This window comes from Butyricimonas sp. DFI.6.44 (assembly GCF_022132345.1).
Lineage (GTDB): Bacteria > Bacteroidota > Bacteroidia > Bacteroidales > Marinifilaceae > Butyricimonas > Butyricimonas muris.
Genome location: NZ_JAKNJD010000023.1, coordinates 32,610 through 44,795, shown reverse-complemented (window position 1 = coordinate 44,795; position 12,186 = coordinate 32,610). Strand labels below are relative to the sequence as shown.

General features: G+C 47.1%; 9 protein-coding genes. 4 read left to right on the top strand and 5 right to left on the bottom strand.

The genetic code is table 11. The annotated features are described in order from the left end of the window. Positions 1-59: 59 nt before the first annotated feature. Entirely contained in the window at positions 60-1,532 is a 1,473-nt protein-coding gene (locus L0M98_RS22155) for a putative Ig domain-containing protein (RefSeq protein WP_227217852.1), read from the bottom strand. Positions 1,533-1,701: 169 nt separating this feature from the next. Between L0M98_RS22155 and L0M98_RS22150 the strand changes: the two genes are divergently transcribed. The 4 genes from L0M98_RS22150 (at position 1,702) to L0M98_RS22135 (ending at position 5,502) form a co-directional block, all read left to right on the top strand. Then, on the top strand, positions 1,702-2,388 hold the full coding sequence (locus L0M98_RS22150; RefSeq protein ID WP_099292166.1) for a response regulator transcription factor: 687 nt from the start codon (positions 1,702-1,704) through the stop codon (positions 2,386-2,388). Then, positions 2,385-3,653 (top strand): type IX secretion system histidine kinase PorY, encoded by a 1,269-nt coding sequence (locus L0M98_RS22145; RefSeq protein WP_227217851.1) that lies wholly within the window; start codon positions 2,385-2,387, stop codon positions 3,651-3,653. The genes L0M98_RS22150 and L0M98_RS22145 overlap by 4 nt, the downstream gene beginning before the upstream one ends. Before the next feature lie 102 nt (positions 3,654-3,755). After that, positions 3,756-4,601: a PepSY-like domain-containing protein gene (locus L0M98_RS22140; protein ID WP_227217850.1), complete on the top strand. Its 846-nt coding sequence runs from the start codon at positions 3,756-3,758 to the stop codon at positions 4,599-4,601. Positions 4,602-4,656: 55 nt separating this feature from the next. Then, the gene (locus L0M98_RS22135; protein WP_099292163.1) at positions 4,657-5,502 is read left to right on the top strand and encodes a PepSY-like domain-containing protein; all 846 of its coding nucleotides are present in this window, start codon (positions 4,657-4,659) and stop codon (positions 5,500-5,502) included. Between the two features lie 139 nt (positions 5,503-5,641). Here L0M98_RS22135 and L0M98_RS22130 read toward each other — a convergent pair whose 3' ends face one another. From L0M98_RS22130 to L0M98_RS22115, 4 genes are all read right to left on the bottom strand, one after another. Continuing rightward, on the bottom strand, positions 5,642-9,004 hold the full coding sequence (locus L0M98_RS22130; protein WP_227217849.1) for a hypothetical protein: 3,363 nt from the start codon (positions 9,002-9,004) through the stop codon (positions 5,642-5,644). 164 nt (positions 9,005-9,168) lie between these two features. Then, positions 9,169-10,350, bottom strand: a complete 1,182-nt coding sequence (locus L0M98_RS22125; RefSeq protein WP_186975187.1) for a transglutaminase-like domain-containing protein — start codon at positions 10,348-10,350, stop codon at positions 9,169-9,171. Between the two features lie 4 nt (positions 10,351-10,354). Further along, positions 10,355-11,350, bottom strand: coding sequence for a dihydroorotate dehydrogenase-like protein (locus L0M98_RS22120; protein ID WP_186975186.1), 996 nt, complete (start codon positions 11,348-11,350; stop codon positions 10,355-10,357). A 125-nt stretch (positions 11,351-11,475) separates the two neighbouring features. After that, positions 11,476-12,162 carry a YggS family pyridoxal phosphate-dependent enzyme gene (locus tag L0M98_RS22115; RefSeq protein ID WP_227217848.1) on the bottom strand — a complete coding sequence of 229 codons (687 nt, stop codon included), beginning with the start codon at positions 12,160-12,162 and terminating at the stop codon, positions 11,476-11,478. Between the last annotated feature and the right edge of the window lie 24 nt (positions 12,163-12,186).

The window sequence follows — 12,186 nt, the reverse complement described above, 5'->3', positions numbered from 1 at the left end:
TATAGGAAAAGAAAAAAAGAGGACTGCCAACATTTTATTGTTAGACAGTCCCTTTATTTCTATTCCAGCTTAAATACGGCTGTCACGTGCGGTTCTAAATTGAGTTTCAATTGCTCAAATTCTCCCACGTTCTGATGTAACCAGACATCTCGCACGAACGCTTTCCCGAATCCCAATAAATCCAATGGTACCACGACCTCTTCCGGTTCATCCCCCCGATTCATCACGGCTAAAGCGACACGCCCGCCATCCAGCGGTTTCATCCATATCTCGCAATTTCCCTCTTTCTTCATCATTCTCCCTTGCAGTCCTAGCACATCTTGATTAATCGCGATAATCTCCGGATTTGTCAATATTCTTAAAACAGAGTCGGGCATATTCCGAACATCGTTCCCGCATAACAGGGGAGCGGCCATCATACACCACATACTCATGTGTGTACGATACTCTTTTAAATTACAACCATATTGCACGTCGCCGGAGTTAATACTCGAACTCTTCCCGCAAATTCCGACAACCAACATATCTGGGTCATTCCATGCCCCCGGGAAAGCGTAATCGGCCAATTTAGCGTTCTTGTCAATAATATCCAGTATGCCGTATAATCCTGTTCCCGATTCTCTCAAATCCCAAGCGTCACGAATATCCTCCGTTGTACGCCAATAATGCCCGCCGACTTCTCTCGCCCACTCCCACGGCTCACGACGTCCCCACTCGCAAACACTGTAAATAATCGAACGATCGGTAGCCCGCAGAGCCTCCCCCATCTTCCGGTAACGTGCAATCGCCGTATCCCGTGATGCCGGAGCACCACAATAATCGTATTTCAACAAGTCCACTCCCCACTCGGCGAAATCACGGGCATCTATTTCCTCGAAGCCGTAACTTCCGCACACGCCCGCGCAAGTATATTTCGAGGCGTCCGAATAGATACCTAAACGGAATCCTCTCTCGTGCAGGTAATCGGCAACATATTTTATTCCTCTTGGAAACTTCGTCGAGTCAATGACAATATGCCCGTCCGCCCCTCTCTCTTTCAACTGCCACAAATCGTCAATATTAATGTAATTATATCCCAAATCACGCATTCCGTTCGCGATCATCGCCTCTGCCGTTTCGATAACCAAGGCTTCCGTCAAATCTTGTCCGAAAGTATTCCAACTATTCCACCCCATCACCGGCGTCAGCGCCAACTCCTTGCCAATCTGTATTTTCAACTCGATCACCCTGCTTCCCAGCTTATTAGTAGCCGTAATCTTCACCTTATACTCCCCGGCATTCTCCACGATACCCCGTATAATTCCAGTCTCGCCATTCAAGGTCAATCCCCCCGGTAACCCTTCCGCCGTCCAAGTCATGGGACGCTCACCCGAAGTCGGAATAGCGAAAATAAACTCCGTACCGGGATAATTCCCCACCACGTAAGGCGGATTCACACGAGGCTCCCCCTCGAAGACGCCCTCGAACTTCCCTCTCTTCCCCGTACACCCGAACAGGGCAAATATCAAAACAAACCACAATACATTTTTCATATACTATATTTTAACAATCATGCACAAATATAACAAATAATAGATAAATAACCACACGACAAAGCCATCACACAGAGTAAACGCGTGAAAATGCGTTTGTTCTACCGCTTTATTCCTAATTCTTTCCAGAATATTTTTCTATTTTTGTGTAGACTAAAACCGGAAAGCCATGAAGATACTGATTGTCGAAGATGAAAAAGGATTACGGGAAGTGATGACACAATCACTCGAAAAAGAACGTTTTATCGTGGAAACCGCCACGGACTACGCCACGGCATTGCAGAAAATCAATGATTACGACTATGATTGCATCCTGCTGGACATCATGCTTCCCGGTGGCAACGGACTGTCGATCCTCGAGGAACTGAAAAAACTACGCAAACGCGAAAGCGTTATCATTGTTTCCGCGAAAGACTCCATTGAAGATAAGGTGACAGGGCTAGACCTCGGCGCGGACGATTATCTGGCAAAACCTTTCCATCTGGCGGAACTCCACGCCAGGGTAAAGTCCGTCATCCGGAGAAAACAAAACGACGGGGATATCAAAATAGAGATCGGCAATCTAATTGTCTACCCCGACAATCACACCGTCTTTATTGATGGTAATGAACTGAAATTGAACCGTAAAGAATTTGACCTTTTGTATTATTTTGTCGCTAATCCCGACCGCCTGATCAATAAAACCACTCTCGCGGAATCCGTTTGGGGCGACAACATCGATCAGGCAGACAGTCTGGATTTTATTTACTCCCAAGTAAAAAATCTACGCAAGAAAATGAAACAAGCCGAAGCTATTCCGGAAATCAAAGCCGTTTACGGCTTCGGCTATAAACTGATAACCACCCCGGAAGCATGAAACTCATCCACTATACCATAAGCAAACTCTCTGTCGTGTTGATCATCATCCTCACTGCATGGGCTTGTCTTTTCTATTTTAACATACTCGATGAGATTCTTGATGAAACGGACGATAGTCTTGAAAACTATAAAAACCTTATCATCCGTCAGGTACTCACGGATACATCCGCCATTGACAATCATAACGATCTGATGAGCCAATACATGCTCAAGGAAATACCCGAGGAAGAAGCCATCCATTACCGGGAACGCTATTTCGACTCCACCCGCTTCTACGAGACAGAACTGGAATTCGACCCCGTGCGGGTACTAAAAACCGCATTCCGGGGACAGGACAAGAGATTCTACGAGTTGACTGTCATGATCTCCACGCTGGAACAGGACGATATGATCGAGGCCATCCTGCAATGGATTATCATTCTCTATTTCACCCTTCTCGTGTGTATTATACTCGTATCCGAGCTCGTGTTTCGCCGGAGCCTGTCGCCTTTCTACAAGCTGCTTCGCTGGCTCAATACATTTACTCTCGGGGAAAAGAATCCCCCGTTGGACAATCCCACGAAAATCAAAGAATTCAACCAGTTAAACGACACGATACGCAAAATGACTCTACGGAGCGAAGAAATGTATTCCCAACAGAAGCAATTCATCGGGAACGCCTCCCACGAGTTGCAAACCCCGTTGGCAATATGCCGCAACAAACTCGAACTCTTCGCCGAAAGACCGGACTGTACCGAGGAACAATTGCAAGAAATTGCCGATATTCACCGCAACGTGGAACGCATCATTAAACTCAACAAATCCCTGTTGTTCCTTTCCCGCATTGAAAACGGGCAATTCCACAACGAGAAAGAGGTAGAACTCAACCCGATCATTCGAGAACTTATCGAGGATTTTCAAGAAATATACGAACACAAGAAACTCCGGGTACACCTCGAGGAAACGGGCATCTGCAAGATTCGCGCAAACGAATCTTTAGCCAATACCCTCGTGACAAACCTGCTCAAAAATGCCATGATACACACTCCGGTAAACGGCGAAATTATGGTCAGCATACTTCCTTATCAAATCACCATTTCCAACAGTGGCGAAGGAAAACCTTTGGATAATTCCCGCCTTTTCACCCGCTTCTATCAAGCCGACAACAAGAAACCGGACTCCACAGGGCTGGGACTTGCCATCGTGCAAAGCATCGCAAATCTTTATGGCATCCGTATCACCTACTCGTACGACGGGATGCATCATTTCACGGTAAAAATCTAAAATTTTTCAATTCCTCTCTTTTTTCCCAAATCTTTCCCAAATTGCCCCTTTACTTTGTTCTCAGAAATTGAATTAATACATGAACATTAAAAATAAAAAGCTATGAGAACAAAGAATTTTCTTTTTACCGCACTTTTATTATCAGGTTTCGCTTTCACGAGCTGTGATGATAACGACGACAACTACACCCCGGACGGGAAGATACAGGAAGCATTTATCACCAAGTACCCGAACGCCCAACGCGTGGAGTGGGAAAAGAAATATGACCATTACGTGGCAGACTTCTATCTCGAGGGTATCGAAAGAGAGGCTTGGATCAACGCGCAAGGAGAATGGGTAATGACCGAAAGCGACATCCGCTACACCGATCTCCCGGCAGAAGTACAGTCAGCATTTCAAGCAAGCGAGTACAAGGATTGGAAAATTGACGACGTGGATATGCTCGAACGAGTGGAGATGGAACCCGTGTACGTGATCGAGGTAGAACAAGGGAAACAGGAATTTGACCTGCACTACGCGGCAGACGGCACGCTCCTCAAGGCCGTGGAAGACACGGACAACAATGACGAACACCGCCCGACAACTGTCCCCGAAGCGTTAAAGACAGATATCGACAACCGCTATCCGGGAGCCGTGATATTGGATATAGACGTTGAGAAAGGTATCACAGAGATTGATATCCGCCACGAGGGTAAGTCCAAAGAAGTACACTTCAACGCCCAAAACGAATGGTTGTACACCTCATGGGACGTAAGACAGTCGGAAGTTCCAACAGAAGTGATGACCACTATTAATAACGCTATTAGTCAAAATCATAAAGGCTACAAAATCGACGACATCGAATACGAGGAAAGACCTAATGGCGATGTGTATGTATTCGAATTGGAGAAAGAAAATGACCGAGATATTTACGTAACCGTGGACATGGAAGGAAACATCGTGAAGTAATCACACGTAAAAGGAGTGAAAAGCTATATTGTAAAACAAAAACTAACATGAAATTATGAAAACAACATTTATCGCTGCAATAATCATGCTCTCCTCCATGTTCGCTTTCAGCAGTTGCAAAAGCGACGGCTACGTCCCCGCCAAGAACATCGTGAACGCGTTTAAGGCCAAGTACCCGAAAGCCAAACAAGTGGAATGGGAAGTGAAGAACACGTATCAAGTCGCCGAATTCCGCATCGGATTCACGGAAGCAGAAGCTTGGTTCGACAACAACGGCAAATGGGTGATGACGGAAAGCGACGTATCCTTCCGCTCTCTGCCCGCCGTTATCCGTAACAGTTTTGAAACCGGGGAATATGCCAAATGGAAAGTGGAAGACGTGGATAAACTCGAGAGAGACGGTATGGAAACCCTTTACATCATCGAGGTGGAACTCGGCGAACAGGAAGTAGACCTGCATTACCTTGAAAACGGTACTCTCGTGAAAACGGTAATGGACAAAGAAAACAAAGGCTATTTCCCGGAAACGATGCCCCAAACCGTCCTGCAATTCATCAAACAAAAATACCCGCAAGCAAACATCGTGGAAATTGATCAGGAAAAAGGACTGTTGAAAATAGAAATCATCGACAACCGTCTCAAAAAAGACGTGGTATTCAACCACAAGAACGAGTGGGTGGTCACGACATGGGAAGTTCGCCAAAGTGAAGTCCCCACCAACGTGATGAACGTTCTGAAAACCTCGGCATACGCCAATTATCGCATCGACGACATCGATTATGAAGAAAGAGCCGACGGAACGAATGTCTACATCTTCGAGGTAGAACAAGGCAACAAAGAAGTTTATGTCACGATAAACGCCAATAGTCTGGAAGTAATATCCACGACACCGAAAAATTAATAAAAGGGACTTTCGTCCCTTTTATTAGTCCATAAAACACGGGTGTCCTTTGGACAGAGTTTAACGGCAACCCGAGCAGCCGTGGACAAAGCACCGCAGGTCTATTGACCTTATAGACTTCATGTACTTTACAAACTTCCTACATTCTCACCCACTTCACGGCATCCGCCATAATCACGATATCTTTTCGTCCCCGATCGTCTTTATCCGAAAGAATCACGCTGACCTCCCCCGCCGGAAAATCGAATTCCCCGAGAACCATCCAGTCGTCAATCGTTCTGTTTTCTACCCCTTCACCCATGTTAAAGTCGATCTTTTCCTCTTGATCCCCGTGTTTTATCGTGTAAGCTAAAGTGAAATCGGAGTAATCCAAGCCCATTTCTCCATAACTTATTTTTTCCAAGTTGGTCTTAACCATCACCCGGTATTTCCCTTTTTCTTTCAAGCGGGCAGTCCACGTTGCAGAACAATCGCCCTTGCCGAAGCTCTTGAAATACGCCCGCCGAAGGGAATCCCCCTCGTAATTGTTCCTGATCACGGGAGTCCAATAGCGCAGTTCTTGCCGCCCGACAAGACCGAAAACTTCTTCCCGGCTAACCCCGAACCATTTTTGCAAGATCGTCTGGTTAGCCCGGTCGTCAAACGAGAACCCCTCGTCCGTGTCGTCCACCACGGTCACATTCGGGTCAGGCAGGAATGCCGCAATATCCGTATCTACCCATCTTCCCGGGGTTTCCGCCAACCCCGCGGGTTTACTTCTTTCCCCGTGCACGAACTCGAAGTCGACAGGTCGATTGATTGACATTCCCGAGTTGAAATTCCCGTACAAATCATACGCCCTTTCCACCCGCCGTGCCATATAAAAAGCCTTCGCCTTTCCCGGCTCCACGTAACAACTATAATATTTTTTCTCCCCTTTCTCGCTCATATCCATGTACACGAAGCCTCCTTCTTTTCCGCAATTCATGACCTTCGCCTCAATCTCTATCCATCCCGGCCCATACACTTTATCATCCGGGTAAAAATAACTGTTCATATCGGCTACTTTAAAATATTGGTCATGCCGAACCCCGATCCATTTCTCGAACACCCGTTCCAGATCACCTCCAACCCGCTCGCCCAATACCCGCGATAATTCGTCAAAATGAATCACCCCGGAACGGGTATGATAAATGTCATCCAAAGCTCTGAAAAGGGAATCCACGGAAACCTCCAACCCGAGATAATTCACGAGATCCCGAACGTTCGACAGCATCATCCCAGCCAGCAATACCCGCGGAAATCCCCGCTCGAGGAAGGCTTCTTCCAGACTGTGCTCCCGTGCGTACGCATTGATTTTTCGGGCATCTTCCGGCGGAACGTACATCCCCACGTGCCCGAGTATAAATTTGCGCTCGGAATATAACTTGTCGATCAACACGCCAACATAAGGATATTTCTCGGAATAAACAGACAAACGAGGGGATGCGAACAACGTATGTATATTCCAAAGATTGAACCCGGTTCGTTCCCGATCAAAACCCAACTGCAGTATCGGATGGCTACATTCATGATTGTCAAATAGATTATCCACACTACCGAATAACATACTCATGTGTCCAGCCGCCCAAGGCGTTCGCTCAGGAAGCGCCACACCTTCACCGAGAAATGCCAGATCCGGTTCCGGTTCCTCGATGGGCATATTCAACACCGTCATAAGTTTCATATCGAATTCCTTTTCCGGCAAAAATACCACACCCGGCTCCATTTGCCCGCTAATCAATCGCCCCTCGTTAAACTCGGTTCGAAAAGGAAGTGGGGTTTCTATCAAGCGATAACAAGGTTGCTCCTTCTCGTACCAACTCAAATCGACGAATTTCATCACGGGTTTAAAAAAGTACTCAAAGTACCCTTTGATTCCATTCAAGTCGAGAGCCTCGAAATGCTCCGACAAGGGAGCCGGAATCCCGAAAGACGACACGACAAATTTCATACTGTCAATATCCAATTCCACCGTTTCAAATTGTCCCCCGCAAAGCGAAATCCCGGACAGGACGTGGGAAGGACGGAAATAAGAAGAATCCGCCCCGGTGGAAGCGATCCCCTGGGAAAACAACTCCCGCTGCCGGGGATGAGCCACGGTCAAGCGAAAACGGGTCATATCCTTGCCGCTGCATACCGGGTATACCGGGTTCACGGGAGGCAATGCCGTCGGATACCACCCGCAAGCGGAGGTCACCAGAAGATAATCATCCGATACGAAAGCGCTCCGCCGTCCCGTGGGAAAGAAATTGTCAAACCGGAAACTATCCTCGTAACTATCATCCGGTATATGCAAATCGGTAAATCGTTCATCGATCCTACCGGAATATGACACCCGCAAACGCAAGGTATCGCCACTTGCCAAGGAACGATCGATAACAAGTACCTGCCCGTCCCGAGTGAAAGGCAACGCCCGCCCGTTTTCCTCCAACGCAGTCACACGCAATCCCGGGTTCAGGAAGAGAAGCGGCTGTTTCACCTCCTTGCCATTCAGGTTGCATACCACCAGATCACTACGCACATCAAGATTCTCACCTTCCTGCCTCAGCGTAATATCGTGGCTGCTGACATGACAAGGCATGCCGAGCCAATGTTTCCGGAAACTCTCCCGGTAACTTTCACGGGCATTCCGGGCAGGTATATAACTTACCGCCATCACCACCCCGCAAAGAAGCCCCGACACGACAAGCGTCACGCCCCCGAGCGAGTAACGCCTCACTTGCTTCACGGTACTTGGCAGGCGTTCCACGCCCCGCACGCTATAAGCCAAAAGTCCCAGTCCCAGCAATAGGAAACCCAGCCGATGCAACAGGTAATACCACAATCCCACGTGTCCCGTCACGCCCGAGAACAAGTTAGGTACTCCTGTACCCAAGAAATCCAGTATCCCGTGCAACCGATAAGGCAACCAGATAACAGATACCACACACCACAAGAACAAAAGCACCATAGTCAGGTAACGCCACCTGAACACCCGTGATAACCACAAGCTCAACCCCATCACGAAGACCAGCGACGGGATGTTCAAGGTGACGAAATAGAATATATAATATTGGATACCGAGAGGCGCCATACTATTCAAGTTCACGAAAAAGACGCAGCACAACATCACGAGCAGGTTCACCGCACCGAAAAGTATCATATTACCCAACACCCTTCCCCACGTGTATTCCCCGTTCTCCATCGGGCGGGCATGAATAGGGTCAAGCGCCCCGCCCAACTTTTCCCGGCGAGGAAAATCGGTAACCATCAGAATCACGAACAGCGATTGCACAACACTATACAAGTAAGCATTCACCAGCGGTACGGAACAAGGCAAAGCCACCATCTTCCAGTTCGAGCAGTAGCCCTGCCCTTGCAAAAAGAACTGGTACAACGTTATACCAATCACCGCAATAAAAACAAATAAACGAAATTCCCATTGCCTACGCTGTTGCTTCGCCTCGTACAAGGCAACATGTAAAATGTCATGTAGATTCATAGCTTGAATTTTAATAAAACATCGACGCACAAAGCTTTACCACCTATCGCTCAAATATAGGGATATTTTATTAAAAAAGGCAATTATTGTAACACAAATAATAATTCAAGAAAAATCCCGGAAGTTTACGCTTCCGGGATTTTCTATTTAGAATATTTCATTCTTTACAGATGCAGTTTCACCTCTACCGGTTTTTCTTTCACTTTCACGTTCTCTCCGACCCACTTCCCGTCTTTATCGAAATAATACAAGGTGTATTCTTTATTCTTTTCCACGACAAACTCCAACACGTCATTCATATCCTGTCTGGGGCCGGCTGTACGTCCGCCACCGATCTGGTCTTTACCGCAGAAAATGTCCACGTTGGCTGCAACCCGGTCGTCCGACTTGCGCGTATTACGCTTGTCTTTGTACATCATCACTTTCATCTTCACGTAATTTCCGCCTTCCAGTTGCTCGTTATACACTTGCTTGTAAATATCAAGGTAGCGTTGAGTCACGTTTAACGCGGGTACATACTTGATGTTGAAATCCCACACGAGCGGGAAACTCTCCCCGGTCGGTTTGAAAGAGGAAGCCCAGATAGCGTGCATACGGTCATTCGGGTCCGCTTTCCCGGCATCGGCAAGGAACCATGAACGATCCAACTTGTTGGGATAATACTCCGTGAAGTACCATTTCCCGTCCAACCACACCTCACACCAGTTATGGTTTCCGCGATTGTCATGCCAGTTGGCAGTACCGGCAATGCGCGACGGAATCCCGACAGAACGGAAAGCATCCGTCAACAAAATAGACAACCCGCTACAAGAAGCCATATTCTGGCGCATGGACTCGAACGGACTCTGGTCCGGTTTTTCGCGGCCGGTGTTGTAATCCACCTTTACCTCATCCCGAATATTCCTGTTCACGGCAGCAATCGCCTCGTCCAACGTTTTACAATTCTCCACGTACGGGGCGAATCGCCTGTAAAAATCGGCACGCCAATTCTCGCGAGTTTCGTTCAAGGAAGCGTACGGCAACACGTCATTCAAGAAAATTGAATCCGGCACGCTCTTCGCCCAAGCAAAACGATTTCGAGCCTCGTAAGCCAATTGAACGTTCGACAACAAATCGTCGCCTGTCATGGAAGTCAAATCACGCTCCGGCATATAAGCAATAAGGAAAGCAACCCCTTCTTTCATCTCGGGTGCGGCAGTCTTCAGAGCTTTCACGAGCTCGGTTTGATTAGCACCCGCTTTTTCCAAAGCTTTGTCCAGTAACGCATGGTATTTTTCCGGTACTCCCGGATATTTCGCGCATGCCACGCACACGCAACACAACAACAAGATAAATAGGTTTTTCATGAATTTAATTGGATTTATTACTAAAGTATTTCATAAACTGTGCTCGCTCGTATAAATCGGGATTATCGATGGAAGAGTAAGACAGCATGCCCCGGAAGTCATCAATACTCTCGAAAGCTTTGGACTCCATCCACGTCTTGATAAAAGTATTCATCTCACCGATCACGCTTATCCCCTTCTCGTAAAGCACGGAGCACAATTGGACGGTGGTAGCTCCCGCCAATAGCAGTTTCACGACCGCCTCACCGCTATGCACTCCCGTCGAAGCAGAAATCTCCAGATTCTTGTCCTTACCCGCCAGAATACCCGTCCACCGCAACGTCGTTCTCAACTCCGTCGCCGTACTGAACACGGAAGCCGCTCCCATTGTCAAGCTATTGATATTAATATCCGGTTCGTAAAAACGGTTGAATATTGTCGTGGCATTCGCCCCGTAAGCTTTCATCTTATCCACGAAAGCCGATAAATTCGTGAAATAATGACTGATCTTGATGGCAACGGGTATCTTTACCTGTTCTTTGATCGATTTCATGATCTCAAAGTATACATTCTCCACCTCCGCACTCTCTGTAAACTCGTTCACAGGCAAAATAAAAACATTCAATTCCAAAGCATCAGCCCCGGCATCCTGCAATTGACGGGCAAAACTAACCCATTCACCACCACTGAAACAATTCACGCTGGCAATAACGGGAATCGATAAACGACTTTTGGCGTTGCGCACCAATTCTACATATTTCTGTATCGTGTTGGAACGGATATAAGCCTTGATGTAATCCTCCGCTTCCGGGTAACCATCACTCATCCCGTACCCGGCATTAAACACACCGCTCGTTTCTTGGTTTATCTGTTCCTCGAAAATAGATTTCAACACGACTGCCCCAACGCCCGCTTCTTCCATTTCCACCATCTTCTCAACATCGGAAGTCAACCCGCAACTCGCCGCAATAATCGGACTCCGTAATTCCAGTCCCATGTACTTCGTCTTCAATTCTGCCATAATTAATTTTAGATTTATGATTTATGATTTTTGTTCGCCTTCGGCGAGTTACAAGTTGCAAGTTACATTTGCCTTCGGTAAGTTGCAAGTTGTTATTCTCTCATTTCATTTTCAATTCTGCATTTTCAATTTTCAATTGCTTTGTATTGCCTTGCCCCGAATATCGAACTTCCTACCCTCACCATCGTGCTTCCTTCTTCAACAGCAATCTTGTAATCCCCAGACATACCCATAGATAACTCTTTAAATTCCGATTTATCCGCAAAATACTGTTGCTTCAACTCATTGAATATCCTTTTTAAATGCCGAAATTCCTCCCGAACCTGCACCAGATCGTCCGTGAAAGTCGCCATTCCCATCACACCCTCAATCCGCACGTTCTTCATGTTCGCGTAACTCTCGCTTTCCAGTAACTCCCGGGCTTCTTCCATGTTCAACCCGAACTTCGTTTCCTCCTTTGCCACATGGAATTGTAACAAACAAGGGATCACCCGGTTGTGTTTTTTTGCTTCCTTGTCTATCGTCTCCAGCAACTTCAAGCTTTCCACGCCGTGAATCATTGCCACGAATCCAGCCACGTATTTCACCTTGTTGGTTTGTAAATGTCCTATCAGATGCCATTCTATATCTTTTGGGAGCACCTCGTACTTCTCCGCCAACTCCTGTGCCCGGTTCTCCCCGAACACCCGTTGTCCGGCATTATACGCCTCTTCTATCGCCTCTACCGGCTTCGTTTTTGACACAGCCACCAGCTTTACCCCTTCTGGCAAACTATCGGCTATACGTTTCAAATTTTCAGCTATACTATTCATCTCATTTCAACGTTTATCGATGTC

Excerpts from the sequence above, each read along its gene's own strand:
- L0M98_RS22130 (WP_227217849.1), bottom strand. The coding sequence starts at position 9,004 with ATGAATCTACATGACATTTTACATGTTGCCTTGTACGAGGCGAAGCAA.
- L0M98_RS22140 (WP_227217850.1), top strand. The coding sequence starts at position 3,756 with ATGAGAACAAAGAATTTTCTTTTTACCGCACTTTTATTATCAGGTTTC.
- L0M98_RS22120 (WP_186975186.1), bottom strand. The coding sequence starts at position 11,350 with ATGGCAGAATTGAAGACGAAGTACATGGGACTGGAATTACGGAGTCCG.
- L0M98_RS22145 (WP_227217851.1), top strand. The coding sequence starts at position 2,385 with ATGAAACTCATCCACTATACCATAAGCAAACTCTCTGTCGTGTTGATC.
- L0M98_RS22125 (WP_186975187.1), bottom strand. The coding sequence starts at position 10,350 with ATGAAAAACCTATTTATCTTGTTGTTGTGTTGCGTGTGCGTGGCATGC.
- L0M98_RS22115 (WP_227217848.1), bottom strand. The coding sequence starts at position 12,162 with ATGAATAGTATAGCTGAAAATTTGAAACGTATAGCCGATAGTTTGCCA.
- L0M98_RS22150 (WP_099292166.1), top strand. The coding sequence starts at position 1,702 with ATGAAGATACTGATTGTCGAAGATGAAAAAGGATTACGGGAAGTGATG.
- L0M98_RS22135 (WP_099292163.1), top strand. The coding sequence starts at position 4,657 with ATGAAAACAACATTTATCGCTGCAATAATCATGCTCTCCTCCATGTTC.
- L0M98_RS22155 (WP_227217852.1), bottom strand. The coding sequence starts at position 1,532 with ATGAAAAATGTATTGTGGTTTGTTTTGATATTTGCCCTGTTCGGGTGT.